Consider the following 26,809-nt stretch of genomic DNA (forward strand, 5'->3'; position numbering starts at 1 on the left):
GGCTACCAGACCGGAATGGGCGCGGGCGCCTCCGTGCCGAGGTCCGGTGCGTCGCGGAGTTCCACGGTGGTCCCGGGGCGGTGGAGCTCGAGGATCACCAGGGTGTTCTCGCCGGCGCGCCACAGGGGACCCGGTGCGTACAGGGTCTTCTGCGGGCCGCGCTCCCAGAACCGGCCCAGGGCGAAGCCGTTCAGCCAGACCATTCCCTTGGTCCACCCGGGGAGGGCGATGAACGCGTCGGCCGCGGAGTCCAGTTCGACGGTGACCCGGTGGAAGGACGGGCCGTCGGCGAGCTCGCCGTGGCCGAAGTCTCCGTGGCCGAGCTCACCGTGGCCGAACGCGAGTCCTGTCAGGTCGTCGAGGGGCAGCGGCCTGATCTCCCAGCCGAACTGGTACTGGTTGTCCAGTCTCACTCCGTCGCGGATGCCCTTGCGATCGGCCAGCAGGGGACCGTAGTTGATCCGACCCTGGTTCTCCACCAGGATGTCGAGCTCCGCTCCCCCGTCGGGCACGGCGACGGTCAGCGCCGCCGACGGCTCGTCCCGTTCAAGCAGCCCGATCTCCCGCCCGTCCAGAAAGACCTGGGCCCGGTCGGCGAGCCCGTCGATGCGCAGGGCCGATTCGGGCAGGGGTCCCCGCAGGCGGGTCCGGTAGTGGATCAGGCCCAGGGACTGGCCGGCTTCCTCCATGGTCAGCGGTTCGACGTGGTGCACGGGCTTGGACAGCACGTCCAGGGAGTCGGCCAACGAGACGCACCCGTCCACGGAGAGCACTTGGGGCACGACCCGCGGGGGCAGAGCGGGGAGTTCATGGGTGACGGGGGCGGTGTGGCGGCCGATGACCTCGCGGAAGAGGTGGAACTTCCGGGTGAGTTCACCGGCCTCGCCGACGGGGGCGTCGTAGTCGTAGCTGGTCACGTCGGGCTGGTAGGTGGTGCCATCGTGGTTGGCGCCGTTCCACCAGCCGAAGTTGGTGCCGCCGTGTCCCATGTAGATGTTCACCGAGGCGCCCGCGGCGAGCAGGCTGTCCAGGGTGGCGGCGGCGTCCTCCGGGTCGCGCGTGTGGTGCGGTTCGCCCCAGTGGTCGAACCAGCCGTGCCAGTACTCCACGCAGACCAGCGGCCCTTGCGGCTGGTACGTGCGCAGGGTCGCGAGCGAGCTCTCGGGGCGGGAGCCGAAGGTCCCGGTGGTCAGGACACCGGGGATGCGGCCGCCGAGCTGGAACCCGTGGTCGGCGCCGTCGGTGGTGAACAGCAGGCAGTCGATGCCGCGGCGGACCAGGCCGTCGCGGAGGTGCTCCAGATAGCCGGTGTCGTTGCCGAAGCTGCCGTACTCGTTCTCGACGCCCACCGCCACCACCGGCCCGCCCCGGCTGCCGAGGAGGGGGACCAGGACGGGGGCCAGGGTGTCGAACCACGCGTCCACGGCGGCCAGGTACGCGGGGTCGCGGCGGCGCAGCCGCATCGTACGGTCGGCCAGCAGCCATCCGGGCAGCCCGCCGAAGTCCCATTCGGCGCAGATGTAGGGGCCCGGCCGGACGATGACGTCCAGGCCGAGTTCACCGGCGGTCCGGATGAAGGCCGCGACGTCGTTCGCCCCGTCGAAGGTGAACGCGCCGGGGCTGGGCTCGTGGACGTTCCAGGCCACGTAGGTCTCGACGGTGTTCACGCCCATCGCGCGCAGGCGCAGCAGGCGGTCGGCCCAGAGGCCGGGGTGCACCCGGAAATAGTGGATGGCCGCGGAAACGACCTGGTGCGGGCGGCCGTCGCGCAGGAAGCCCGTCTCGTCCGTGGTCAGCGTCGTGACCGGATGCGTGACCGGATTCGCGATCGGCGGCTGCGGTGGCTTCACGTGTGCGCTCTCTTTCGGTGACTTCCGGTGACTTCCGGTGGTGCTGGACTCGTCGGTGGACAGGGGCTCCGGCAGAAGGAAGACCCCGCATAGAAAGCGCTTTCTACGGGCCCCTGATCACGCTAGGCTGAAGCAGCCCGAGGGGTCAAGGGAGATCACATGCGGGAGCGGGTGGAGGAGCGGCACAAGAGGGTGCTGCGGCTCGTGCGGGAGCACGGGAGCGTACGGGTGTCCGACCTCGCCACCGAGCTCGGGATCTCCGTGGAGACCGCGAGGCGGGACGTCGCGGCGCTCTCCGACGCGGGGCTCGTACGGAGACTGCACGGGTCGGCACTGTGGCCGACCGCGCGGCTGAGCCCCCGTGAGGCACGCCTGGCCCGCGAGCTGCCCCCGCCACCCGCACCCCGCGGGCTCGTGCTCGGGATGGTGGTCCCGGCGGCCGGGTACTTCTATCCCTCGGTCATTCGCGGCGCCCGGGACGCGGCCGCCGACGTCGGCGCCCGGCTGCTCGTCGCGACCACCGAGTACGACAGGGACCAGGACAGGACGCGCATCGACACCCTCATCGAGGCGGGCGCCACCGGCCTGCTCCTCACCCCCAGTTGGGGCGTGGACGGCCCGGACCCCGGTGACCTCCAGGAGCTCGCGGACCTGCCGGTCCCCGCCGTGCTGGTGGAGCGGCAGGTGCCCGCGGGCTCGCCCGGAGCGGAGATCGACCGGGTCGGCTCGGCCCACGCGGACGGCGCCGCCGCCGGCGTCCGCCACCTGGCGGCCCTCGGCCATCGCCGCGTGGCCCTGCTCTCCCGCGCCACTCACACCTCGCCCGCCCTGCGGCAGGGGTACCGCGCCGCGGTCGGGTCTCTCGGGCTGCCCGAGGACGACCTATCCCCGGCCGGAGGGCTGGGGCCGGGCGGGGCCGACGGCTTCGAGCGGCGCCTCGACAGGCTGCTCGACCTCGCTCGCGCGGGCGAGGTCCGCGCCGCACTCGTCCACCCCGACTCCGCCGCGATCGACCTGCTCCAGCGGCTGGCCGAGCGGGGTCTGCGCGTGCCGGAGGAGTTCTCGATCGTCTGCTACGACGACGAGTTGGCGACGCTGGCGAACGTACCCCTGACCTCGGTCGGACCCGTCAAGGGGGCGGTCGGCGAAGCGGCGCTGAACCTGCTGCTGCGCCGGCTGGAGAACCCCGGGGCCGAGAGCTCGCACGTCGCGCTCCTGCCGCGGCTGAAGGTGCGGAACTCCTGCGGCACCCCGTACTCCGTCGTGGACGGGGATCGGCTCGGCGGTCGGCCGACCCGAACGACGCGTCGGTGACCGCTTCTTGACCGAATGGGAGCGGAGCATTGACTTCCGGTCACCGGAATCGAAGTCTGGCCAACCAGCGAGACCACCGCCGCACCGCATTCCACCGCACCGGAATCCCCGCACCAGATTGGGTCCTCCATGACTGCTTCCGCCTGGCCCCGTCGTACCTTCCTGCACGCGGCGGGGGCCGGCACCCTCGCGCTGGGGCTCACGGGGTGGACGTCCCTTCCGGCCACGGCGGCCGCCGCAGCCCCCGCCGCCACCACGGAGGAGTTCGCCGGACTGCGCGCGAAATGGCGGGACCTGATCCTCGGCACCGGGTTCAGTCCGACGGCCGAACCCTTCAAGACACTGCTCGCCAACCTCGGCTCCAGCGCCCGTGGTCACCTCTCCACGATGACCCCCGCCGCCGGGTCGCTGTGGCCCGGCCTGATCTGGACCGACCCGGATCCGGACCTCGACGCCGAGTCGTACGCCTTCTCCGCCCGTGTGAACGACAGTTACACCAGGCTGAACGTCATGGCCCAGGCCTTCTGCCAGCCCGGGACCGGGCTCACCGGTGACACCGTCCTGCTCACGGCGATCATCACCGGCCTCGAACACCTCGACGCCGAGGTGTACCGCCCGGCCACCGTCCCGTACGGCAACTGGTGGAACTGGCAGATCGGTTCGGCGCAGGCCCTCATGGACACCTGCGTACTGATCCACGACCACCTGACGCAGGACCAGAGGGCCAGGTTCTGCGCGGCCGTGGACCACTTCCTCCCCGATTCGGCCGTGGCCTCGTACAGCGGAACCAGCACCGGCGCGAACCGGGTCGACCTGTGCCGCGGCATCCTCCTGCGCGGGGTCGTCGGCGAGAGCTCCGACAAGATCGCCCTGGCCGCCCGGGCCCTGGCCCCCGTCTTCCCGTACGTCACCACCGGCGACGGCTTCTACGCCGACGGCTCCTTCATCCAGCACACCTCCGTCCCGTACATCGGCGGCTACGGCTCGGTGCTGCACGACGGCGTGGGCCGGATCCTCGCGCTGCTGCGCGGATCCGCCTGGGAACTGAACGACCCGAACACCCAGCTCTTCCTCGACACCGTCGAAACGGCCGTCGCCCCGTTCATCTACAACGGCCTGATGATGGACAACGTCTCCTCCCGGGGCATCAGCCGGCAGGGCACCAACGACCACCTGCGCGCCCACGGCCTCCTCGCCACCCTCGTCCTCCTCGGCCAGGGCGCCTCCCCGGAGGAGAACGCGCGGTGGCGCGCCATGGTCAAGGGCTGGCTCCGGCGCGACTACCACTACCCCGCTCTCGCGAACCCGGGACTCAGCCTCATCCGCGCGTCCTTGCTGCAGGGCCTGCAGGACGACACCTCGGTCACCGCGGCTCCCGAGCCCGTCGGGCACCGGCTGTTCCACAACATGGACCGGGTCACCCACCGGCGCCGCGGCTGGGCGGCCTCGGTCAGCATGGCGTCCCGGCGCATCGCGCACTACGAGTTCGGCAACGGCGAGCACGCCCGCGGCTACCACACGGGCGCCGGCTGGCTCTCCTGGTGGGGCAGCGACTTCGGCCTGGAGCAGTACTCCGACGCGTACTGGCCGACGGTCGACCCGTACCGGCTGCCCGGCATCACCGCCTCCCGCAAGCCCCTCTCCGACGGTCAGGGCGGCAACTGGGGCGGCCCCCGTCCGGACGCGGCCTGGGTCGGCGGCGCCACCGACGGCGAGTTCGGCGCCACGGGCCAGCACCTCAAGGGTCTGGCGAGCACGATGAGCGCCAGGAAGTCCTGGTTCTGGCTGGACGACTCCATCGTCTGCCTCGGCGCCGGCATCGCTTGCACCGACGGATTCCCCGTCGAAACCACCATCGACAACCGGCACCTCGGAACCACCGGCGCCCCCGCGCTGACCGTCGACGGCGGGCGACAGCCCGCGGCGCAGGGCTGGTCGGCCACCTTCGAGGACGCCGGGTGGGCCCACATCGAGGGCCAGGCCGGCTACGTCTTCCCCGGCGGCGCCAAGGTCTGCGCCGTACGCGAGGAACGCACCGGCGCCTGGAAGGACATCAACACCGGCGGATCCGCCGACCCGATCACCCGCCGGTACCTGACCCTGTTCACCGACCACGGCACCGACCCCACCGACGCCGGTTACGCCTACGTGCTCCTGCCGGGCGCGAGCGCCCGGACCACCGAGCACCGCTCCTGCGACAGGGGCTGGCTGAAGATCCTCGCCAACACCGCCGACCAGCAGGGCGTGCGCGTCTCCAGGCTCGGCTTCACCGCCGTCAACTTCTGGACGCCGGGCACCGTGGACGGGATCACCACGAGCGCCCCCGCCTCCGTCCTGATCCGGGAGAACCGGAACGGGACCGCGACCGTCGTCGTCTCGGACCCCGCCCGGCAGGCGACCTCGCTGGAGGTCAGCTGGAACCGCCGCGTCTCCAAGATCCTCTCCAAGGCGTCCACCGTCACCGCGGCCACCACCGGCAACGCCCTGACCCTCACCTTCGGCGACCTCACCGGCCAGGCCGGCGGCCCCCAGACCGTCACCGTCCGGCTCGGCTGAACCGCCGGCCGCGAGGGCCCGCCACCACGGGCGGGCCCTCGCACGGCCGGGTTGACAACGTTGCCAACCCGGCTTCTCCCCCATCCCGCCCGCTCCCCCAGGAGGACTCCATGCAACGAAGCAACGTCCGACTCCTCGCCCCCACCGCCATGGCCGCCGCGCTCACCTTCGCGACGACGTCACCCGCGCACGCCGCGGTCGAGTGGGACGGCGACGCGGACAACGGAGGGACCGCGGTCTTCGCCTCAGTCGTCTGCGATGACCCCTCGTACGTCTACCAGCCCGACTGGAACGACGGCCGCGGCAAGATCTTCGCGTTCACCAAAGCGGTGGGCTCCGAACGCTGCGAGGGGCTCGGCATCGCCGGCCGGACCCTCACGGACGGCAGGACGTACTGGTTCGGCTGGGAGTCCATGACCAAGACGGGGAACGCTCAGACCGTGTTCCAGTGGAAGTCGTGGGGCACCGACGCGGAGCAGGACCAGAACTATCCCGTGCTGATGAAGGTGGAGGACAGCCTGCTGAAGATCTGGTACGTCGCACCGGGCGAGCAATGGATCGCCGCCGGGAGCGTCCCGTGGACTCCGGGCACCTGGAACAAGATCGAGCTCGGCATCGACGCCCGGTCGTCCACCAGCGGTTCCTTCTCGCTCTACGTCAACGGCCAACTGGTGGCCGACCGACACGACGTGCGGACCTGGGACCTCAAGGGCAACGTACCCCGCTGGGGGACGTACGGCTCGACCATCACCGGTGTCGAGTCGGTCAACTGGGTCGACGGACTCACCATGGGCAGCACGCGCGGCGACGTCGACTGACAGTGAGGATGTACGGGAGCGTTCCCCGGCGGGGTCTGACCCAACGACTGACTGACTCAGGGTCCTCAACTGGATCTGTCGGCTCCGGCCGGGGGACGCTCACGTGCATCCGCCGGACCGGGGGACGTGACTTCATAAGAGCCTGGCCAGAGGCCCCATCACTGTCTTGTCCGCCCTCCCGGCCGGCGGGTGCCATCCTGCCCGGTCGAATGGAGAGGACGGCACGATCCACGATGGCACAGCATGAGGTCGAGGTCACCGGCGGCGTCGACACCCACAAGGACACCCACACCGCGGCCGCGATCGACTCGGCAGGGCGGGTGCTGGGGTCGGCCCAGTTCCCAGCCTCCACAGTCGGCTACCGCACACTGCTGACCTGGCTCCGCTCCTTCGGTGCCCTGCTCCTGGTCGGGGTGGAGGGCACCGGTGCCTACGGCGCCGGCCTGTCCCGCTACCTGCGCGAGAACGACGTCACAGTGGTCGAGATCGACCGGCCAGACCGCAAGACCCGTCGCTGGCAGGGCAAGTCCGATCCGGTCGATGCCGAGGCAGCAGCCCGGGCCGCGCTCGCAGAACGCCGCACTGGGACCCCGAAGTCCCGTGATGGCCGTGTCGAGGCCCTGCGGGCCCTGCGGGTCGCCCGTCGCAGCGCGGTCCAGCAGCGGGCCGACGCCACCCGGCAGATCAAGACCTTGATCATCACCGCGCCAGAGGGAGTCCGCACCATGCTGCGGCACCTGAACGACAAGGACCTGCTGACCATCTGCGCGGGTTTCCGCCCCAGCCTCGACCAGGCCGGCGACCCGGTCACCGCGACGAAGATCGCCCTGCGCTCCCTCGCCCGCCGCCACCGCGACCTGGGCCAGGAGATCGACGAACTGAACGAGCTGATAGCCCCGCTCACCCAGGAGATCAACCCGGCCCTGACCGAGCTCAACGGCGTCGGCCCGGACGTCGCCGGCCAGCTGCTGGTCACCGCGGGCGACAACCCCGACCGGCTCCGCTCCGAGGCGGCCTTCGCGATGCTCTGCGGCGTCGCCCCACTGCCGGCCTCATCCGGTCGCACCCATCGACACCGCCTCAACCGTGGCGGCGACAGGGCCGCGAACGCGGCCCTCTACCGGATCGTTCTCTGCCGCCTGCGCTGGGACCAGCGCACCAAGGACTACATGGAACGACGCACCAAAGAAGGCCTCTCCAAGAAGGAGACCATCCGCTGTCTCAAGCGGTTCGTCGCCCGCGAGATCTTCCGCGTCCTGACCGCTACCCATGCCGCAACAGCAACCTCAAGTCACCTCACAACCCCTGCTTGACATCCATAAGAGCATCCCCCGGGGCGGGCCGGGGTACCGGGCGTCAGAGGAAGTGGCCGCTGGCGAGGTAGGGGGCCGGTTCGGGCATGCCCCGGAGGGCGAGATAACCCTCCTGGCCGATGTCGAGCCGTGCGGCCAGACCGACGTCGACCGCCCAGTGGTTGGCGGTGGTGATGCAGTTGACGAGCGTGTCACCACGGGAGGCGGCGAGGGCCTCCCACAACAGGTCCTGGGCGGTCCGCGGCTCCGCCGCTGCGAGGAGCACGGCCCGGTTCTCCTCGTCGTCGACGTACGCGTATCCCGGCCGGCGCAGGTCTTCGGACACGACGAGTCTGAGGCGGTCGAGCATGTAGGCGTGGTCGGGACCGTGGCCGGCCCCGCGGATCCGCCCGTCCAGCCGGTCCATCCAATCGAGGTCCTCCGGCCGGCCCTCCCGGAGCCCTTTGACCACGGGCAGCGTGGACCGGTCGACCGTACCGACCATGCGCATCTGCGGGTGGAGCAGGAAGCCCGCCCGCCGGTACCGGCGCGTCGCCCCGGGGTGCACCGATGAGGAGAACAGCCCCGGTCGGCCGTCGGCGTGCGCCAGGGCGGCGTCCATCAGCCGCCTGCCGATGCCCCGGCCCTGGTACCGGGTCAGCACCCCGTAGGTGGCGAGGTACCACACGCGCCCGCGGTTCTGTGAGATGGCGAACCCGATGACGCCGTTGTCCTCGCCCGCATCGACCGCGACCCAGCACCCCGCGGGATCGGTCTCCAGGTAGAACCGCATCCGCTCGATCCACTGCTTCGATCCGGATTCCGAACGGGGCTGGACCTCCGGTTCGCTGACCCTTCTGCTGCTCTGGTCGGCCTCGAAGAACAGCACCGCGGAGGCCCGCTCCGCCGACGGGAGGTCTTCCTCGCGCGCCGGCCTGACCTGTACCGAATCCATTCCCCTACGCTACCGGCCGGCTCCACCGAGGTGATCGCGTCCGGTGGAGGTGGGTCATTCGGGTGTCCACCGACCGGTGGACAAGAAGCTCAGTCCGCCGGACGTCATGCCCGACACACCCCGACGCGCGGCTGGAACGCTTCTGCGCGGAATCCGAGCAGAACGGCCTTGCCCTCATGCTGACCAACGAACCGGCGCTGTGGACAGCGCCGGGGTCCGGTCGTCAGCCCACGCGTGACCACGAATTCAGGATCCACGCCGGGGGCGAGGCGGCCGGAACCCTCCGGTGGGCCAACGGCACGTACCAGAAGAACACGTGCACGCTGGAAGGCACTTATCGGCTGGCCTGGGACCCGTACTCCGAACAGGACGGACCGGGCGGGGAGTTCCGCTACCTCGCCGTGCTCGTGAGCCCTACGGCGGGCGACGCCAGGGCGCTGTGATCCGCCGAGGACGACCAGGTGCCGTTCGCGTTCGACGTCAGACGTAGGCTGCTGTCCGCGAACGAGGGGGAGACGATGACTGACGACCGCAAGACGACCGTGCCCGTGTGGACGCTGGCGACCGCTGATGTCCGAGTGCCGGGCTTGACCGCGGGCGAGTCGATGACGGCGGAGCGCCTGGCTGAACTGCGCGGGGTGCTGGCCGTCCTGGCCGACGAGCCGATCGTCACGCTCGAGGTGCACCCGCTGCCCGCCAAGATCGAGCGCGGCCGCGGCATCCCGCTCGACGCCGCCAGTCCTCTGGCGCGGCACCTGTCACAGTTCATCACGCGATCGGCGCGGAGTTCCCTTACGGTGGCCAGAGCGACCGGTTCCGGTGAGGGCCTGTACGTCATGGTGGTCCCGGCGAAGGTCGCCACCCAGTTGGGGCAGGGCATCCTTCGCCCGATGGTGCCGAAGGGCGGGGCGGGCGGTGCCATCTTCGGTGACTTCGTGAACGCGACGGGCAAGATCACCTCCAAAGCGACGTTCATGCCGGTCGGAGGAGCGGCAGCGGCGGGCACGGTCGGCGGAGCCGGTGCGACCGCCGGTGCCGCGGCCGCCGGCGGCACGGCGCTCACCGTAGCCGCTCCGCTCGTGCTCATGGCCGTGGCGGTGGGGGTGAGCGCGCACGCCGACCAGAAGCGCCAGCAGGCCATCGAACACATCACGAAACTGCTGGAGCGACTCCAGGAGGAGAAGCTCGACGACGAGCACAGCGAACTCGACGGCTGCCGCGATGCCATCGACAAAGCCACCGCCATTCTGCTCGACCAGGGCACGCTCGGTGCCTCGCTGGGAATCGACTCGGCGGTGCACGCCATCAACACGGCGCTGGGCAAAGCCGACCGCCGCCTTGCCCGATGGCAGAGCGCGCTGGACGGACTGCCCGAGGGCAAGCCCGTCGAACTCGGCACGTTGACCAAATCGTTCCCCGGCGTCGACGAAGACGGCGGCACGTTCCGCACCCACCTCGAACTCGCCTCCCTGGCTGTCGCGCTGAAGCGGCGGGTGGTCGTCCTCCAGGCCGTCGAGCACGCCCAGAGGGACGCCGGGAATCCGTTCGAGCACTTCACCCGCGCACTCAAGCGCGATCAGCAGCGCCTCGACGAACTGGAGTCGGGCATCGCCGGTGTCCTGGTATGCCTGTCGGCGCTGGAACTGGCACGCCCGAACGGTTTGCGACCGGTCTTCACGACCGGTGAAGTCGAGCGCCTCCTGAGCGCGGCCCACCGGATTCACCAGTTGGGTGACGGCGTCACGGTCAACAGCCGCGCGACGGACGTGGCCATCGAGATCGCCCGCGCCAAGGACGGCTCGGTGGTCGTGTTCCCCGCGCTGCCCGCGTAGGCGCGAGCGCGCTCGGGGCAGCCGGTGGGGGCTGGTCTCGGGGCGGTGTCCGCGTCAGTGGGCGGACCCTCCGAATTCCGCGTGCTGCGGGTGAAAGGCGTACTCCGCCTCGTCCTGTGACGGCGGGGCCGGAAAGGCGATCTGCCGTGCCTCCGCCCGCGCTTGCGCCAGGAGGTTCTCGAACTCTTCGTCGGTCATGGGGCTCACCTCGCAGAACTTTCTACGTAGGTGATTCGTAGCGGGACCGCCGCAGGATTGGCCCGCAGGTCCGTCGGCCGCCGACCCGCTGCGGGTCGGACCCCTCGGCAACAGGTCCGACCCGTGAATACCCGGGCAGCAAGCGGGGGTTACTTGGGCATCAGGACGGTGTCGACGATGTAGACGTTGGCATTGGCGGTCTTGACGTTGCCGCAGACCACGTTGGAGGTGTCGTTGACCTTGTAGGTCTCGCCAGAGCCGGTGGTGGTGAGCTTGGTCTTCTCCAAGGTGTCGAAGGAGCCCGACTCCAGCTGCTTCGGGGTCAGCTTCTCGCCGACGACGTGGTAGGTGAGGATCTTGGTGAGGGTGGCCTTGTCGGCGAGGACCTTGTCGAGGTCGGCCTTCGGGATCTTGGCGAAGGCCTCGTTGGTCGGCGCGAACACCGTGATGCCCTGGGCGTTGTTCAGGGTGTCCACGAGCCCGGCCTGCTTCACGGCCGCCACCAGGGTCGACAGCGCCGGGTTGTTGGACGCCGCGGTGGCGACCGGGGCCTTGGCCATCCCGTCGAAGGAGCCGGCGCCATCGGCGGGAACCCCCGCACAGGCCGGACCGAACGGCTTGTCCCCTGCCATCGACGCGTCCGGCGTCGCGGGCTGCGAGGCTGCGGGAGCTCCACTGCTCTTGTCCGCGGAGGATCCGGAGGCGGAGTCACTGCCGGAGTCGGAGCAGGCGGCCAGAGCGAAGGGCAGAACGGCCGCGGCGGCCACAGCGAGAGCGGTACGACGGAAACGAAGCGTGCGGGGCATGAGGGAACTCCTGTTGGTGTGCGAAGGGTTGAGCAGGGAGAGAAGGTCTGGGCTGCCGGTTGCTTCCCGGCCGGTCCGGGGGCGGGTCGGGGCGGGTCAACCCGCGGTGACGAAGACGCTGTGCCAGCCGCTGGCGCCGTCGGGGATGGTCCGGGTGCGTTCCTCGGTCTGGACCCGGCCGGTTCCGTCGGTGGCGCGGACGGTGAGGGTGTGGCCGCCGGGTGTGGTCTTCCAGGGGTAGGACCACTGGCGCCAGGTGTCGGCGGTGGCCTGGGGGGCGAGGTCGGCGTCCTGCCACGGTCCGTCGTCGATGCGGACTTCGACGCGCCGGATCCCGCGGTGCTGGGCCCACGCCACGCCGGCGACCGTGACGGTCGCGCCGGTGGGCCGGGCGAAGGGCTTGGGGGTGTCGATGCGCGCCTGCGTCTTGATCGGGGCCTTGCGGGCCCACTTGCGCTTGACCCAGTACGCGTCGTAGGAGTCGAAGGTCGTGAGCTCGATGTCCTCGATCCACTTGCAGGCGGACACGTAGCCGTAGAGACCGGGGACGAGCATGCGGACGGGGAAGCCGTGCTCGAACGGCAGCGGCTCGCCGTTCATGGCCACGGCGAGGATCGCGTCGCGTCCGTCCATGACCTCCTCGACGGGCGAGCCCAGCGTCATCCCGTCGACCGAGCGGGCGATCAGCTGGTCGGCCTTGCCGCCCTTGGACGGCGGTGTGACTCCGCACTCGCGCAGCAGGTCGTCCAGGCGCACACCGAGCCAGCGGGCGTGGCCGATGTAGGGGCCGCCGACCTCGTTGGACACGCAGGTCAAGGTGATGTCCCGCTCGATGAGCGGACGGTCCAAGAGGTCCTGGAAGGTATAGGTGCGGGAACGGGTGACGCCCTTTCCGTGGACGCGGAGCCGCCAGGTGTCGCTGTCGATCCTGGGGACGACCAGAGCGGTGTCCACGCGGTAGAAGTCCTTGTTGGGGGTGGTGAAGGAACTGATGCCCTCCGCCTTCAGCTGGACTCCCCTCGGGAGGGGCTGCGCCGGGGAGGAGGGGGCGGGCAGCTTGACGGCGGACCGGGAGGCGACGGCGCCCCGGGCGCGCCGGCCGGTCAGGGTGCGGCCCAGGGCGCCCGCGCCGGTCGCGGCGACGGCGGTGACGGACGCGGCGATGAGGAAGCCGCGCCGCGACCAGCCATCGGCGCCGGCCTCATCGGCAGGTGTCGAGGCGAGTTTTCCGGCGAGGAGGTAGAGGACCGCGGCTCCCGCGGCGGCGCCCGCCATCGAAGGCAGGACGTCCGCGATTCCGCCCGTGTCGGGGCGGCTCAGCGCGGCGACCGCGCCGATGACACCGAAGAGGAGGACCCCGGCCGCTCCGGTGCGCCGGTGGCGCAGGGAGAGGATCCCGAGGACGACGCCGAGGAAGCCGAGGGCGGCGAGGATGCCGAGCTGGAGGACCAGCTTGTCGTTCTCGCCGAAGGTGCGGATCGCGAAGTCCTTCACGGCGGCGGGCGTCCTGTCGATGGCGGCGCCGCCGACCACCGTCACCGGTCCGGCCTGCGGCCGCACCACGGATGCCACGACCTCTGCCACCGCCAGGGCCGTGTATCCGGCCAGGAGGCCGGATACGGCGCCCAGTGCGCCGCGGAAGAGGGACTTGCGGAAGGTGCTCACACCCTCCATTCGCTGTGCTCCGTCCGGCGGATTGGTCCCTTCCTCGAAGAAGCGCTCCCGCGGGGACGCAATGGGCACTGCGGGCGGCGGTTTCGACCGCCACCCGCGGCGGCCTTGTCCGCGAAGAGGCAATCCACACACGCGCCCGCGACGAAGGAGGTGCGAGAACACCAGCGGACAGGGGCCGGCTCCCCTCTCTGGGCGAAAGGCGTGCGATGGCATCGGCTTGCACGAGCACCCCCGATCGCCTGGGCGGGGAGCTCCGAAGCCGGCTTCGGATCCGATCCCGTTCCCTCGACGTCCGCCAGATCCTCCTCATGGAAGGGACCGCCCGATGAGGCCCGCCGCCGTTCGCCTCGCCGAACTCCTCGCCCACTTCTTCGACGGCCCCCTCCCGGTGCGGCTGCGTGCCTGGGACGGCAGCGAGGCCGGGCCGGCCGACGCGCCGCTGGTCGTCCTGCGATCCCCCGACGCCCTGCGCCGCCTGGTGTGGCAGCCCGGCGAACTCGGCCTCGCCGAGGCCTACGTCACCGGAGACCTCGACGTCGAGGGTGATCTCGCCCACGCGCTCGGCCGGGCCGGCAGGTCCGTCCGCGAGCAAGGCATCCGCCGACCACGTCCGGCCGCACTCGCCGCGGCCACCGCGCTCGCCGCGGGACTGGGCGCCGCCGGCCCACCTCCCCGGCGCCCGCACGGCCGCGCCCGTCTCGGCGGCCGCCCACACAGCACCTCCCGGGACCGCGCCGCCATCAGCCACCACTACGACCTGTCCAACGAGTTCTACGCCGTGCTGCTCGATCGGACGATGGCGTACTCCTGCGCGTACTGGACGCGCCCCGCCGGCGCCTCGTACGGTCTGGCCGAGGCCCAGGCCGACAAGCTGGAGCTGATCTGCGGCAAGCTCGGGCTCCGCGAAGGCGACCGGCTCCTGGACGTCGGCTGCGGCTGGGGCTCGCTCACCATCCACGCCGCCCGGGAGCACAAGGCGAGGGTCACGGCCGTCACCCTGTCCGCCGCCCAGCGGGACTTCGTCACCGCCAGAGCCGTCGCCGAAGGCGTGGCCGATCTGGTCGACGTCCAGCTCCGGCACTGGCGCCACATCGACGGCGGAGGGTACGACGCGGCCGCCGCCGTGGAGATGGGCGAGCACGTCGGCGACGCCGAGTACCCGCTGTTCGCCTCGATGCTGTACGCGGCGCTGCGCCCCGAAGGCCGGCTCCTCGTCCAGCAGATGTCCCGCGGAGCACACGTACCCGGCGGCGGTCCCTTCATCGAGACGTACATCGCTCCGGACATGCACATGCGTCCCCTGGGCCGGACCGCGGACCTGCTGGAGTCGGCCGGCCTGGAGGTCCGCTCCGTCGAATCCCTGCGCGAGCACTACGCGACCACCATCGATGCCTGGCGCGCCAACATCGAGGAACGGTGGGGCGACATCGAGGACCTCGTCGGGGAGACCACCGGTCGGGTGTGGCGGCTGTACCTGGCCGGCGCCTCCCTCGCCTTCTCCGAACGCCGCATGGGAGTAGACCAGTTCCTCGCCGTCCGGCCCACCCGCGAGGGCAACTCGGGGATGCCCGCCACCCCCGGAACCCGGTTCGCGCGGGACGACCGGTCGTGACGGGCGTCGACCGGCCCGGATGCGCCGCATACGCTTCCCGGACCAGCGGCCTCCTTCCCCGGCCGTCCCCTCGACGCGGAACGGCAGGTCGGGCGTGAACCTCCTGGGCCACACCTCGCACGACACCACGGCGGCCCTGGTCCCGGTCTTCGGTCACCGCCTGCCGCGGGAGGCCACGGCGGCGGTACTCCTCCTGCACGGGGGCCGCGCGGACGCCCTCGGGCCGCCACCACGGCTCAACCTGCCCGGACTGCGGATGCGGCCCTTCGGCGCGGCGCTGCTCCGCGACGCGTTCCACGACGATGTCCTCGTCGCCCACGTCCGCTACCGCTACCGCGGATGGAACGGACCGAACGCGCACCCGGTCGCCGACGTACGGCGGGCACTGGACGAACTGCGCGCACTCACCGGTCCCGTTCCGGTCGTCCTCGTCGGGCACTCCATGGGGGGCCGGGCGGCCCTGCGGGCGGCGGCGGACCCCCAGGTCAAGGGAGTCGTCGCCCTGGCGCCCTGGTGCCCGTCCGGCGAGCCCACCGCCCATCTGCACGGCCGCACCGTCATCGCCCTGCACGACGGGGCCGACCGTGTCACCGGGGCGGCCGACACCTGGTCCTACCTCACCCACGCCCAGTCGGCCGGAGCCCGGGTCCTGGGCATCGCAATGCCCCGCGGCGGCCATTCGATGATCCGGGACGCCCGCCGGTGGCACCGCATCACCACCGAAGCCACCCGCGCGGTCCTCGGAGACTCCGTGCTCGCGTCTGGGGGTTCGTGGACCGGCAGCCCCCGCCCGGCCCGGGACCTCCCCGCCGCCGTGTCGTGGTGACACCCGCGACCCGCGCCGCACCGATCGGTGGGGGGCGCCGCGTTCACTCGGGACGGGGAGAATCACCCGCTCGTGGTCGCGGGCGCAGCCAGGTCCGTACGAGGAGGACGATCGCCGATGCGATGAACAGGGCGGCGGTGATGAGGAGCCAGCGGGCGAGGAACCCGTCGGCGGGCAGCGCGGTGTAGGCGGTGTAGTGGCCGCCCTTCCGCAGGATCAGCGGCCACCACACCAGGAACAGCACGCCCGAGACGAAGGCCGGGACCCGCAGGTGGTTCACGCTCGCTTTCGGCGTGGTCGCGTCGGTCGCGCCGCGGCTCCGGCAGAGTCGCTGGGCGGCTCGGTCGGTGAGCGAGTAGGCGGGGAGCAGGACCATGTCGTGGAGGACGGCCGCTCCGACGAACCAGAGGACGACGCCCATGGTGTCTCCCTTGAGGAGGCGGACGCCGGCGTAGAGGGTCAGGGCGAAGCAGGCCAGGGTGAGCAGGAGGTGCAGCGGGGAGGCTCCGTAGCGCCTGCGGAACGCGGAAGCCGTGGCCGTGCTCTTGGGCGGGGTGCTCATGCCGGTTCTCCGAAGGTGAGGCGGGTGACCCACTTCGTGTTGTGGACGCCGGGGGCCGCCGGGATGATCACGCGGGCCGGGTAGCCGTGGTCCGGCGACAATTCGGCGCCGTTCACGCGCAGCGCGAGGAGCGAGCGGTCATCGCGCGCCTGGTTGGCGGCCAGGACCACCGAGGAGAAGGACCCGCCGCGCTGGGCCGATTCCACCAGGACCTGCGGGGTGTCGGTGCCGAGTCCGACGAGAGCGGCCAGATCGGTGAGGCGGACACCGGACCACCGCTGGTCGGGTGTCGACCAGCCTTCCACGCACGCGATCGGCAGATCCGCCTCCCGCTGGGGCAGCGCCAGCAGCATGTCTCGGGTCAGGACCTCCTGGCGGCCGCCACCGCGGACGGTGAGCCGCCAGGCGGGGCCGATGTCGCTGGGGCGGATGCCGCTGGAGGCCGCCGTCTTGTTGATCTGGAAGCCGTTCGGTCCGGTGCCGGGGTCGCGGCCGTGCGGGGCCAGCAGCGCGGTCTTGCGCCACCACCCTCCGATGCTCTGGCCGGCCGTGACCGCCAGGAGGGCCAGCGAGCCGGCTCCCACCATCGCGAGCGCTCCGCGTCGGGAGATCGTCGGGGGTGCCGGGTTCGGGGAGACCAGACCGGCGGCCTCCGGCGATTCGGGTGCGGGCTGCCAGGCCCGGCCCGCCCGCACCGCCCGGACGGCGCGCGGCAGCCGGAAGGAGACGTGGACGACGAACGCCGCCATGAACACCCAGGAGCCGTAGAAGTGCAGCACGTAGAAGGAGCCGGGGAAGAGGTAGTCCAGCTGGATGTTGAGGATCCCGGTGGCGAAGGTGAACCCGGCTCCGCCCACCAGCAGGAGCAGCGACAGCCGTTCCAGGCCGTGGGCGGCCGACCGGACCGGTGGCCACTCGAACAGTTTCGGGATGACCGACCACAGCTTCGCGAGGAGCACCGGGACCAGGACCACGCCGAGGACGGTGTGCACCCCCTGGGTCAACCGGTACAGCCAGTACGGCGAGGTCGGCCAGGTGAACAGGTAGAAGCCCAGCCAGCCCTTGTCCGGCGTCTGGTCGTTGCGTGCGGCGAGGTCGGGGTTGTACGCCGCGTACGACAGCAGGCCCGTCACGAACAGGATCACGACTCCGGCCAGCAGGAGGAGTCCGAGCACACCGGTCAGCCACGGCCCTCGCAGGGGACTGCGCCAGAACCCCGGTCGGGCCGGGCCCGGCGGCGGGCCCGCGGCGCGCGCCCGCTCCGCCGTCTTCCGCACCCGCCGGGAGAGCGGGACGCGCACGGCCGGGCCGGCCTTCGCCGACGCGGACTGCCGTGCACCATCGGGCTGGTCACTTTCACCGCTTGCGTTCACCTGGTACGACTCCCCGCGCTTCCGGCTCATCGGGCATGAGCCCCCTCCGGGAGAACATCCCGCGCCGGTGCCCGTCACCGGCCGGTGACACGCAGGCGCAATCCTTACGGCGCACGGACCGCCGACGCTGGGCCGTCCCCTTGGTGACACTGCCGCCGTCCCCGGCGACCATGTCCCGTGCCGCCTGTTCCGCGATCTCGCGCACCACCCGGTCGGCGACCGTGGTACTCGCCGACGGCGTGACCGTGCCGATGTTCAGGGGGTGTCCCCCTCCCAGAGGAAGGGGCCTGCGGGATCGGCTTCGGAGGGCTTGTACAGAGAGCGGCCGCCGGGTCCGAAGAGGCCTCGATCGGTGATCAGGAGCGCTCCTACCGCGCGTTGCTGCGGGGACAGGTCGGTGATGTCGTAGAGCTGGCCGTCGAGGGGGCCGCCGAGCAGGTTCACGTACAGGCGTCCGGGCAACGGGGCGGCCCACCGGCCGTCGTCGCCGCAATACACTCTCGCGTCCATTGTGGTCACCTCACGCGCCTGCCCCCTCCAGGGCCCCGCAAGCGGGTGAACTGGCTCACCCACCCCAGGCGAGAGCCGCTTCGATGCTGTCGGTGACGGGGAACAGGGCGCGGGCTTGTGTGAGTTCCAGGACGCGTGCGAGGGAATTGGGCAGAGGGCCGACTAGAACCAGGGGGCTGCTGCGCCGGAGGCGGAACATCTCGTTCAGCATGGAGGAGTCGGCGAAGGTCACGCGGCTGACGTCCAGGACGATGCGCCGGATGTCCGGATCGGTGATGGCGGCGGTGCCGGCCTCTTGAACGGCCCGTAGGGTCCGCTGATCGAATTCACCGGCGCAGACGATGACGCGTGCCCCGTCGTCGCGGTCCGGGAGCGCCAGGACTTGCTGCGCTCCTGGTGCTTTCTCATCGGCGTCGGGCCTGGGGCGGCTGCTGGCGAGGAGTCCGGCCTGGTTGAGTTCGTGGACGATGAGCCAGGCGAGGTCGTCGGGGTTCGGAGCGTCGGGGTGAACCGCGGCAAGGTATGCGGCAATTCTGGTGGCGACCACTTTGGCTGTTTCTGCATCACTCATGCGCGCCTGTCTGCTGCTTTTCGGCTGTCCCGAACGCCCCGTACGTCGCGTCCGCGCTCTTCAAGCGCTGGGTGGCGGTGATGGTTTTCCCACCGCCTGGGAGGGGGGTGATGTCAACGCGTTCGGCAAGGAGCTGGATGAGGGGCCATCCGTAGCCGCCAGGACGGCCGTGGGCCGTGGGGTGGGGCCATGGGTGGTCGGGGTTCGCGTCGCTGACGGCCAGGTGGAGGGCGTCGTCGGTGATGGCGGCGTGGAAGTGGGTGATGCCGCCGCCGTGGCGGATGGCATTGGTGACGAGTTCCGAGGTGAGCAGGAGAGCGTCTGTGGCAGGGACGCTGTCGGGGCTGATGCCCGCGCGCGTGAGGAGCTCGGTGACCCGGTGGCGGGCGGAAGCCGCCGTGGCGACAGCCGACTGTGCACCGTTCATGGTGTGCTCCGGACGGGGGGTGTTGTCGGCTGCCGCAGACGCGTTCATGCCGCTATCGCCTGCCCTTGATGGTGGAGGTCATGCGCCGCGCCGATCTGGTTCGGCCGCGGGTGAAGGTAGTCAGCATTTCATTGCGTCCTGGACGCTGTCCGCCCATCGGGATACAGGCCTGAGGTTGGTGGCCTCGAACCGGTTCGGGACGGCGTGGTGCGGGAGGCGCGGTTGCCAGGAGGGTGGCGGATGGAGGATGGTTGCCGGAAGGCAAGTAACTTTCTCCGAGACTATGAGGTGAGGGGTTCGCGCAGCGGGCCTCAACGATTTGGTGATTCCCACCCAGGAAGCGGCCCCTTCGGCGCGCGCGCCGTGGAGTGAGGCCCCCTACCCCGTGCTTGTGGCAGACGACCAGGGAACCCTGGTGCTGGTCAACGAGGTTGCCGGTCTGCTTTTCCCCCTGGCCCGCGCAGGGACGTCGATCGCGGACACCGTGCCCGCGTGGCTGTCCGAAGCCCACACCCGCTGTCTCGCCCCGGCACGTGCCCGGCCTTCGGCAGCTGAAGCCGGCGCTCTGGTGCAGGGTCCGGTCGGCGACCGTTCGTATGAAGCACATCCGACGTGCCCCGGTGACGGGACGGTGGTGTGGTGGCTCGTCGACGACACCGACCACCGTCTGGCCCGCGAGGCCCTGCGGATGGAGCGCAAGCGCACCGCCTTCCTGGGCGAGGCGTCGAATGTGCTGCTGTCCTCGCTGAATCTGGAGCGGTGCATGGACGTCACGGCTCAGATGGCCGCGGAGCACCTGGCCGACGCGGCTGTGGTCATCGCGCCCTCACGCGGCCGTGACCTGCCCATCGTGTCCTGCGTGCGCGGCGGGATGCCGAGGGCGTCGCGGGTTGCCGCGCAGCCCGAGGCCGTACCGGGTCTGGCGGAAGCACTGCAGGGGTTCCCGCCCGTCCCCTCGCGCTGGATCGACCCGTCCACCGCCCCGGCGTGGCTGGTCCCGGAGGAGTTCGGCACGGTGGGGTCGATGGTGATCACACCGCTGCCCGGCCACGGAGTCCCCGCGGGAGCGCTGGTCCTGCTGCGCCGCTCGGGCGGTAGCGGATTCACCGAGGGCGAGGAGGTGTTCGCCGGCCTCTTCGCCGCCCGAGCGGGCGCCGCCATGTCAGCCGCGCGCCTGTATGCGGAGCAGGCGTCGATCAGCGAGACGCTGATGCGCGAACTGCTCCCGCCATCCCTGCGTCAGGTGGCGGGAGTCGAGTACGCGGGCAGCTACCGGCCTTCCCTGGACCATGAGCGGGTCGGTGGGGACTTCTACGACGTCCACCCCGCCGCCGTGGCGGGCGACGCGTCGCTGGTCGTCCTCGGCGACGTCTGCGGCAAGGGCCTGGAGGCCGCTGTGATGACGGGAAAGATCCGTAACACCCTGCACGCCCTGCTGCCCATGGCCGATGACCACCCGCGGATGCTGAACCTGCTGAACACCGCGCTGCTGAGCACGCACAACGCGCGCTTCGCGACCCTGGTTCTGGCCTCCGCGGTCCGCGAGGCCGGCTCCGTCAAGCTGCGGCTGACCAGCGCCGGCCATCCCGCTCCGCTGATCCTGCGCGCTGACGGAACCGTAGAGGAGGCCGCGACCTACGGCACGCTGGTCGGAGCGCTGCCGGCCGTGACCGCCGAGACGGCGGAGGTGACGCTCGCCCCGGGCGAGACCTGCGTGCTCTATACCGACGGGATCACCGAGGCACGAGGCGGACCGCTGGGCGGGGCCATGTTCGGTGACGCGCGGCTGCAGCGGGTGCTCGGGGAGTGCGCGGGGATGCCGGCGGAAGCGGTGGTGGAGCGGGTGCAGATGCTCGCCTCCGAATGGGTCGGCAGCGGCCGTCACGACGACATGGCCGTCGTGGCGATCTCCGCGCCCCGAACCAACCACCTCAGTGCCGTAAACGGGCACACGCGGGGCAGGTTCACGGCGTGACAACCCACATGACAAGCACGGAAGCCCTGGCGGCAGGGCTTTGGGACGCGGCCCTGGAGGGCGACGAGCGGGCCGCGGTCACCGTGGTCCGCCAGGCCCTGGACGAAGGAGCCGCACCGCAGGACCTCCTCTTGAACGTGATCGCCCGGGTGCAGGGCCGCATCGGAGAGCAATGGGCCGCCAACCGGATCAGCGTCGCGCAGGAGCACGCCGCCACCGCGATCAACGAGCGTGCCATAACCGTCGTCGCCGAACATCCGGCCGCCCTTACGGAGATCTCGCGGGGGCGGGTCGTGGTGGCGTGCGTGGACGGGGAGTGGCACGGGCTGCCGGCCCGGCTCGTAGCCGAGGTCCTCAAGCTCCGGGGCTGGCAGGTGGACTACCTCGGCGCCCACGTCCCCACCCCGCACCTCGTCGCGCACATCCACCGCACCGGGGCGGACGTCGTCGCCCTGTCCAGTTCGATCCCCACACGGCTGCCCACCGCGCACGCGACGATCACCGCGTGTCAGGCTGCCGGGGCTCCGGTCCTCGTGGGGGGTGCCGCGTTCGGGCCGGACGGTGAGTACGCCCGCCTGCTGGGCGCGGACGCGTGGATGCCGGACGCCCGTGCGGCCGCCGACCTTCTCGAGCGCCGGCCCCTGCCGCGGCCCCGTTCCGACCACCAGCCCATCGATGACCTGCCGCACCTGGCCGACCAGGAGTACACCCTCGTCGCCCGCAGTCGCCCCCAGCTCGTACGGACGGTCTTCACCGGCCTGGAGAACAGATTTCCGGCGATGCGCGGCTACAGCGAGGCCCAGCGGGAACGCACGGCCGAGGACTTGGCTCACATCGTGGAGTTCCTCGGTGCCGCCCTCTACACCGGCGACGCCGAGCTGTTCTCCCGCTTCCTGCTGTGGACCGCGGGCATCCTCGAAGCCCGCGGCGTCCCTGCGCGGAGTCTGCCGCCGGCGCTGGACGTACTGGCAGGTGAGCTGAAGGACTTCCCTCGGGCCACCGACATGCTCCGCCTGGCCGTCACGCGCCTGACCCCTGTCCCTCTCACCGTTGGCGGAGCCGCCGAATGATCCCCGTACCCGGGCCGCTGCGCCTCACCCGCACCGACACGGCCGGCGCCGTGCGCATCGAGCTGCACGGCGACTTCGACCACCAGGATGCCGACCGCCTCCTGGACGCCGTCTCCGCGGTCTTGGCCGGCCCGCGCACTCTGCGTGATCTGTACGTGGACTGCACGGACATGGCCGGCGTCGACTCCAGCGGGCTGGCGGTCCTGCTGATGATCCGCCGGCGCGCGGACGCCGCGGGCGTACGCTTGCACCTGGAGGGGCGGCCGCCGGCCCTGGAGCGGATACTCCACGTCACCGGCACCCTCGACTACCTCACCAACCCACACGCGAGGAGCCGGTCGGCGGCCTCGACGCCCGAGAGAACATCCGCCGGTACGCAGGAAGCTATAAAGTCCCGCTCCAGCGGGCAGGACCCCAGCACTTGACCGGCACCGGCGGGCGGGCCGCTCGCACGGAGGGAATACCCATGCCTGTACCGGCCTTCGGGCCCCGCGGCATCGACCCGGACGCCGCGCGCTCGGTCAGCGACATCGCCGAACTCCTCGACGTCGTCTACGAGAACACCCGCCAATCAGCACCCGCGGCACCGGTCTCCACCACGCAGCTGCGCCTGATGTTCCTCCTCGACCGCCGACCCGGCATCCGCATGAGCGCCCTGGCCCAGCTCCTCGGCGCCGCCGCTCCCTCCGTAACCCGGCTCTGCGACCGGCTGGAAGCCACCGGATTCCTACGCCGCCACCCCGGCCCCGGCGACGGCCGCGAGCTCACCCCCCGGCTCACCCCCGCCGGGGAACGACACCTCGCCCAGATACGGGAAAAGCGCCAGCAGACACTCGCCCAAGCCCTCGACACCATGAGCGCCGACACCCGCCAAGCACTCGCCACCGGACTCGCAGCACTCCAGCTCGGCATCACCGCGACCACACGCTCCCCCCAGCAGGACGACCCCACCGCCTGAGCACCCGTCCCCGCGACCTGCCCCACCGTCCCGGCCACATAGCCCGCCCGGCCTTCCGCCGCCCCGGCTCGGCGAGGTCGACTACAAGGTGAGCGCCACCTCGACGCTGCCGACCACGGTGAAAAGCTGATCCGCCGAGGTGAGCTCCAAGAGCCGGGCCACCTGTGGGTTCAGGGGGCCTGCCAGAACCATGGGACGGCCGGTGCGCCACAGGCGGATCAACTCGTTGAGCATGGAGGAGTCGGCGAACGTGATCCCGCTGACGTCCAGCACGATCGTGCGCACCGGATCGGCGAGCGCACCCGCGACCGCCTGACGAAGAGGTTCGAGGGTGTCCTGGTCGAACTCGCCCGAGCAGGTGATCACGCGGACACCGTCGATGTCCGGTCGGACCCTCACACACGGTTCCAAGGGGGGCCTCCTCTTACCGGCTTGTCGGGGAGGCCGAGGAATACGGCCCATCACGCAGACGGGCTTGGCCGTCGGCATCGAGACGGCCGAACGACTTCTCTGCGTACGGAGGGGCCCTGGTGCCTTTGCACCAGGGCCCCGAAGGAACTGACCACACCATCTACCGGCCCTGATACCGCGCCGGCCTTGTGGGTCCGCGACCTGAGCGCTGTCGGGGACGCGGGGATCGCGATTGCTCGACCGGAGACCACCTCACTATCGATGTCCTGCGGTACCCGGGCTCACATGCTGCCCGGGCGATCCTGATGGTGCCTCGACTCCTCCGTTCATCCCTCTGGGATCACTCGCCAAACCGGTACTGCAGTACTGCTCCTGCTGGTCCTGCTGGTTGTTGCGAACTGCCGCGGCCTCTCAGAGCACCGCTCTCCGGCAGCCAGCCCCGTTGCCCATCGTGCGTCTGCTCTGGCTTGGAACCCCACTGCCGAACTTCCCGGTGCGTGCGCCCGCAGCCGACGCCTTCACCGAGGTGCTGCTCTCACTGACTTCGCTGCTGGGTACTGCCACCTGCGTCAACTGCGGCACTGCTCGCGGCGACCCCTGATCACTGCGGGCCACCCGGTCCGGTCATCAGTCCCGTCGCCGCCCTACAACAACTCTGGCTTCGACACTCCATGACCGCACCGCACCACCGAACTGCAACTACCTGCACTCGTGTACTACTGCCTGGCAGTTCGTCTCTGCCGGGCCCCTCGACCTCTCTGGGCTACGAGAGAAACCATAGCCAGACGACAGCCCAATGTCTACTCCAGCCAACATAGATTTCCGTGTACACCTCGATGAGGAATCCAAGTGCTCCGCAAGGAGGAAATCGAGGCGGGCTGAGTTGATCCACGGCGGCGGCGCCTACGCGCCGTGTCTGGCCACGCGCCCAGGCACCGCCGAAGCCGCCGTCGGCGACACCAGTCCCCGCACGCCGTACATGCGCCTACCGGACCTGCGGGCCCTCTCGTCGGCACGGCGCAGAAGGCACCCGTCCCCAGCCCGTGCGAACGGGACACGGGACTGCCGTACGTGGATCTACCGGGGTTTTCCGTCCCTCTCAGCCAGGACCTCGACGCCTGACGCTCCGCCTGGCCGGCATGATCACAGGAGGCGACCGGCCGGGTCCCCGTCGGGGTCGTCGGCCAGCCCTATGGTGACCTTCACCCGCTTGCCCACGGGCTCGCGCCGTACCTCGAAACTTCGGCACACCGCCATCGCGATCTCCAGGCCGTGCTGCCCGACCCGGCCCGGATCAGCCGAGCTCACCGCGGGCAGCTGCGCCGCGGTGTCCCACACGCTGATCTCCACGACGCCGGCGCCCACCTCCAGCTCCAGCAGACACGGCCCGGGCGCGTACTTGTAGGCATTGGTCACCAACTCGCTGACCACCAGCTCCACCATGCCCATCGCACGGTCCGACACCGGAAGCCCGTGAACGGCCTGCACATCGGCCATGAAACCGCGGGCAGCACGCCTGGCCCCAGCGATCGGCTCACTGCCATCCAAGGCCATGGCCGACACGATCGGCCGGCTGACCAGCAGCTCACACTCGTCTTGGAACACCACAGCAGCCATACGCCACCCTCATCCTGAGCAAGCCACACGGCTGCTTTCAGCCGGATGCCCCGAAACGGCAGCCCTACACGAGAGTCACGAAACGAAGATCTGACCGCCCCATCTCTCTGCGGGGTGCCGCGAGGACGGAGATCGACCACGGGAATGAAGTGGCCCGGGCACGCCATGCGTCCTGGGCAGCGTGCGGAGCAGGAAGCAGCAGGCGGCTACGGCGTCTCAGACCGCGACCTCGGGGTCCGCAGCGGCAGCGGCGCTCTGCCAGGCCCTGCTGTCTCTCCGGGCTACGAGAGAAACCATAACCGCGCCGCAGCCCACTATCTACTCCGACCACCGCAGATTTCCAGGTCCCCGCTACTCAGATTTTCGCGTGCCGTTGAGTTCGACAGCTGCGGGTGGGGGCACAACGCCCGACGCGGCCAGCACTCGAAGGAGCAGCGCCCAGGGCTAGGCCGTCTCTTTCGGATCTTGCCGGGCCCGCGACGCCTGGCACCGCGCCTGGCCGCACTGCCGAGGCGGCCACGTACGCCCAGTACGCGAGCGCCCCGGCAGCACGCCCAGGCACGGCACCAGACGCCGCGGGCTCGGCCGACAAGATCCGAAAGAGACGGCCTAGCGGGGCTCACTGTGCCCGCCGAACCATTTGGTGCGCCTGCGACCCGTGGCCGGGGCGGCCGTCGGGGTGGGGCGGTCCTCGCCGAGGGCTTGGGCGGTTTGCGCGCGGGCGGCGTCACGCTGCTCGATCAGGTCCTCGCGTTCGCGGTCCACGACCGCGCTCTCCCGCTTCGAGCTGAGGGAAGCTTCGTGGCGGGCGAGGCGGTTGCGGCGGGAGGCCCGGCGGGCCGCCGCCAGGACGAGAGCAAGGCCCAGGACGGCGGCCGCTCCGACAGCGATGCCGTAGAGGAACAGCGCACCGGTCGAGCTGGTGACGTGGTAACCGAAGACAGAGAAGTCATTGGTGAGCTCGTGGGCACTGCCGAGATTCGCCATGACCCCTGCCACGGCGAAGATCAGGGCAGCGATCAAAAGGATGAGACCGAGGATGAGGATCATGGAGCACTCCCTGCTCCGCACCGCCACGTGCGAATGAGCCGCGACCGGCGGAAGCCCGCCGTTCCAATCAGCGTCTGCCCTGAGGCGACGGGGCCAAGCATCCCGGCCCGGCTTAACCGGCGGCCCACTGTGTCTCCTCATTCCTCTCCCTCGCGCCGGATGAGCCCGGGGCCGATCAGCCGCGGTGGAAGATGTCCACGCCTGCGGGCCAGCGCCTGTCTCGCGGTGCGGGATCCTGTCGGCCGGGGACCTCTCGGCCCTCGCACAGCCACTGCTGCTCAACGGCGTCGTAGATCGGCGACTCCGAAACCCACCCGCCGCCGGCCCGCGGGTCAGTGAAACCGAGCTGCGCCGGAACGTTTCTCTGATCCATGCCCAACCCAACGACCGACGCGGGATGCCGTGGTGGGCCGTGATCCACCCGTCACCACTCCGCGGCCCTTCCACCCGGACGGCGGCGCCGGGGTCGGGGTCCCCCGCTGTCGGCGCCGGCGGCGGACTCCTCGATCTCCCAGGCCCGGTCGGCCAAGGTGGAGGCCGAGCTGGTGCCGT

General features: G+C 70.9%; 25 protein-coding genes. 12 read left to right on the forward strand and 13 right to left on the reverse strand.

Annotated elements, in window-relative coordinates; genetic code table 11:
• Window positions 1–2: 2 nt before the first annotated feature.
• Window positions 3–1,850, reverse strand: a complete 1,848-nt coding sequence (locus OG730_RS03695) for a glycoside hydrolase family 35 protein (protein WP_327302781.1) — start codon at window positions 1,848–1,850, stop codon at window positions 3–5.
• 159 nt (window positions 1,851–2,009) lie between these two features.
• On the opposite strand from OG730_RS03695, the gene OG730_RS03700 reads away from it, so the two are divergent.
• From OG730_RS03700 to OG730_RS03715, 4 genes are all read left to right on the forward strand, one after another.
• The gene (locus OG730_RS03700) at window positions 2,010–3,164 is read left to right on the forward strand and encodes a LacI family DNA-binding transcriptional regulator (protein ID WP_327302782.1); all 1,155 of its coding nucleotides are present in this window, start codon (window positions 2,010–2,012) and stop codon (window positions 3,162–3,164) included.
• A 129-nt stretch (window positions 3,165–3,293) separates the two neighbouring features.
• A complete protein-coding gene (locus tag OG730_RS03705) occupies window positions 3,294–5,720 on the forward strand; it encodes a polysaccharide lyase 8 family protein (protein ID WP_327302783.1) in 2,427 nt (808 codons plus the stop codon).
• Between the two features lie 110 nt (window positions 5,721–5,830).
• Window positions 5,831–6,538: a heparin lyase I family protein gene (locus tag OG730_RS03710; protein ID WP_327302784.1), complete on the forward strand. Its 708-nt coding sequence runs from the start codon at window positions 5,831–5,833 to the stop codon at window positions 6,536–6,538.
• Between the two features lie 209 nt (window positions 6,539–6,747).
• Entirely contained in the window at window positions 6,748–7,851 is a 1,104-nt protein-coding gene (locus tag OG730_RS03715) for an IS110 family RNA-guided transposase (RefSeq protein WP_442814818.1), read from the forward strand.
• Window positions 7,852–7,894: 43 nt separating this feature from the next.
• On the opposite strand, the gene OG730_RS03720 is transcribed toward OG730_RS03715, so the two are convergent.
• Complete coding sequence (locus OG730_RS03720) at window positions 7,895–8,785, reverse strand: GNAT family N-acetyltransferase (RefSeq protein ID WP_327302786.1); 891 nt, start codon at window positions 8,783–8,785, stop codon at window positions 7,895–7,897.
• Between the two features lie 176 nt (window positions 8,786–8,961).
• On the opposite strand from OG730_RS03720, the gene OG730_RS03725 reads away from it, so the two are divergent.
• Window positions 8,962–9,228 carry a hypothetical protein gene (locus OG730_RS03725; protein ID WP_327302787.1) on the forward strand — a complete coding sequence of 89 codons (267 nt, stop codon included), beginning with the start codon at window positions 8,962–8,964 and terminating at the stop codon, window positions 9,226–9,228.
• Between the two features lie 75 nt (window positions 9,229–9,303).
• Window positions 9,304–10,617 carry a hypothetical protein gene (locus tag OG730_RS03730; protein ID WP_327302788.1) on the forward strand — a complete coding sequence of 438 codons (1,314 nt, stop codon included), beginning with the start codon at window positions 9,304–9,306 and terminating at the stop codon, window positions 10,615–10,617.
• Window positions 10,618–10,671: 54 nt separating this feature from the next.
• Here the strand turns inward: OG730_RS03730 and OG730_RS03735 are convergent, their stop codons facing one another.
• The 3 genes from OG730_RS03735 to OG730_RS03745 all read right to left on the reverse strand — a co-directional run bounded on the left by OG730_RS03735 (window position 10,672) and on the right by OG730_RS03745 (window position 13,295).
• Window positions 10,672–10,815, reverse strand: a complete 144-nt coding sequence (locus tag OG730_RS03735; protein ID WP_327302789.1) for a hypothetical protein — start codon at window positions 10,813–10,815, stop codon at window positions 10,672–10,674.
• 149 nt (window positions 10,816–10,964) lie between these two features.
• Window positions 10,965–11,621, reverse strand: coding sequence for a fasciclin domain-containing protein (locus OG730_RS03740; RefSeq protein ID WP_327302790.1), 657 nt, complete (start codon window positions 11,619–11,621; stop codon window positions 10,965–10,967).
• 96 nt (window positions 11,622–11,717) lie between these two features.
• Window positions 11,718–13,295, reverse strand: coding sequence for a molybdopterin-dependent oxidoreductase (locus OG730_RS03745; RefSeq protein ID WP_327302791.1), 1,578 nt, complete (start codon window positions 13,293–13,295; stop codon window positions 11,718–11,720).
• A gap of 325 nt (window positions 13,296–13,620) precedes the next feature.
• Between OG730_RS03745 and OG730_RS03750 the strand changes: the two genes are divergently transcribed.
• Both OG730_RS03750 and OG730_RS03755 read left to right on the forward strand, forming a co-directional pair.
• Complete coding sequence (locus OG730_RS03750) at window positions 13,621–14,907, forward strand: class I SAM-dependent methyltransferase (protein ID WP_327302792.1); 1,287 nt, start codon at window positions 13,621–13,623, stop codon at window positions 14,905–14,907.
• 19 nt (window positions 14,908–14,926) lie between these two features.
• Window positions 14,927–15,733 (forward strand): alpha/beta fold hydrolase, encoded by an 807-nt coding sequence (locus tag OG730_RS03755; RefSeq protein ID WP_327302793.1) that lies wholly within the window; start codon window positions 14,927–14,929, stop codon window positions 15,731–15,733.
• A 43-nt stretch (window positions 15,734–15,776) separates the two neighbouring features.
• Here OG730_RS03755 and OG730_RS03760 read toward each other — a convergent pair whose 3' ends face one another.
• The 5 genes from OG730_RS03760 to OG730_RS03780 all read right to left on the reverse strand — a co-directional run bounded on the left by OG730_RS03760 (window position 15,777) and on the right by OG730_RS03780 (window position 19,176).
• On the reverse strand, window positions 15,777–16,295 hold the full coding sequence (locus tag OG730_RS03760) for a hypothetical protein (RefSeq protein WP_327302794.1): 519 nt from the start codon (window positions 16,293–16,295) through the stop codon (window positions 15,777–15,779).
• Window positions 16,292–17,572: a molybdopterin-dependent oxidoreductase gene (locus OG730_RS03765; RefSeq protein WP_327309143.1), complete on the reverse strand. Its 1,281-nt coding sequence runs from the start codon at window positions 17,570–17,572 to the stop codon at window positions 16,292–16,294. The genes OG730_RS03760 and OG730_RS03765 overlap by 4 nt, the downstream gene beginning before the upstream one ends.
• 351 nt (window positions 17,573–17,923) lie before the next feature.
• Complete coding sequence (locus OG730_RS03770; protein WP_327302795.1) at window positions 17,924–18,178, reverse strand: hypothetical protein; 255 nt, start codon at window positions 18,176–18,178, stop codon at window positions 17,924–17,926.
• Window positions 18,179–18,233: 55 nt separating this feature from the next.
• Window positions 18,234–18,749 (reverse strand): STAS domain-containing protein, encoded by a 516-nt coding sequence (locus tag OG730_RS03775; protein WP_327302796.1) that lies wholly within the window; start codon window positions 18,747–18,749, stop codon window positions 18,234–18,236.
• Window positions 18,742–19,176, reverse strand: a complete 435-nt coding sequence (locus tag OG730_RS03780) for an ATP-binding protein (RefSeq protein ID WP_327302797.1) — start codon at window positions 19,174–19,176, stop codon at window positions 18,742–18,744. The genes OG730_RS03775 and OG730_RS03780 overlap by 8 nt, the downstream gene beginning before the upstream one ends.
• A 385-nt stretch (window positions 19,177–19,561) precedes the next feature.
• On the opposite strand from OG730_RS03780, the gene OG730_RS03785 reads away from it, so the two are divergent.
• Genes OG730_RS03785 through OG730_RS03800 form a run of 4 tightly spaced genes read left to right on the forward strand, consistent with a single transcriptional unit; the run spans window position 19,562 to window position 23,179 of the window.
• Window positions 19,562–21,151, forward strand: a complete 1,590-nt coding sequence (locus OG730_RS03785; protein ID WP_327302798.1) for a PP2C family protein-serine/threonine phosphatase — start codon at window positions 19,562–19,564, stop codon at window positions 21,149–21,151.
• A gap of 8 nt (window positions 21,152–21,159) precedes the next feature.
• Window positions 21,160–22,221, forward strand: coding sequence for a cobalamin B12-binding domain-containing protein (locus OG730_RS03790; protein ID WP_327302799.1), 1,062 nt, complete (start codon window positions 21,160–21,162; stop codon window positions 22,219–22,221).
• On the forward strand, window positions 22,218–22,646 hold the full coding sequence (locus OG730_RS03795) for an STAS domain-containing protein (protein ID WP_327302800.1): 429 nt from the start codon (window positions 22,218–22,220) through the stop codon (window positions 22,644–22,646). The genes OG730_RS03790 and OG730_RS03795 overlap by 4 nt, the downstream gene beginning before the upstream one ends.
• A 41-nt stretch (window positions 22,647–22,687) precedes the next feature.
• Window positions 22,688–23,179 carry a MarR family winged helix-turn-helix transcriptional regulator gene (locus OG730_RS03800; protein WP_327302801.1) on the forward strand — a complete coding sequence of 164 codons (492 nt, stop codon included), beginning with the start codon at window positions 22,688–22,690 and terminating at the stop codon, window positions 23,177–23,179.
• An 81-nt stretch (window positions 23,180–23,260) separates the two neighbouring features.
• Here the strand turns inward: OG730_RS03800 and OG730_RS03805 are convergent, their stop codons facing one another.
• The 3 genes from OG730_RS03805 to OG730_RS03815 all read right to left on the reverse strand — a co-directional run bounded on the left by OG730_RS03805 (window position 23,261) and on the right by OG730_RS03815 (window position 26,257).
• Window positions 23,261–23,578 carry an STAS domain-containing protein gene (locus OG730_RS03805; protein WP_327302802.1) on the reverse strand — a complete coding sequence of 106 codons (318 nt, stop codon included), beginning with the start codon at window positions 23,576–23,578 and terminating at the stop codon, window positions 23,261–23,263.
• Between the two features lie 1,155 nt (window positions 23,579–24,733).
• Entirely contained in the window at window positions 24,734–25,207 is a 474-nt protein-coding gene (locus OG730_RS03810) for an ATP-binding protein (RefSeq protein WP_327302803.1), read from the reverse strand.
• Between the two features lie 609 nt (window positions 25,208–25,816).
• Window positions 25,817–26,257, reverse strand: a complete 441-nt coding sequence (locus OG730_RS03815; protein ID WP_327302804.1) for a hypothetical protein — start codon at window positions 26,255–26,257, stop codon at window positions 25,817–25,819.
• Between the last annotated feature and the right edge of the window lie 552 nt (window positions 26,258–26,809).

It is taken from the genome of Streptomyces sp. NBC_01298 (assembly GCF_035978755.1).
Lineage (GTDB): Bacteria > Actinomycetota > Actinomycetes > Streptomycetales > Streptomycetaceae > Streptomyces.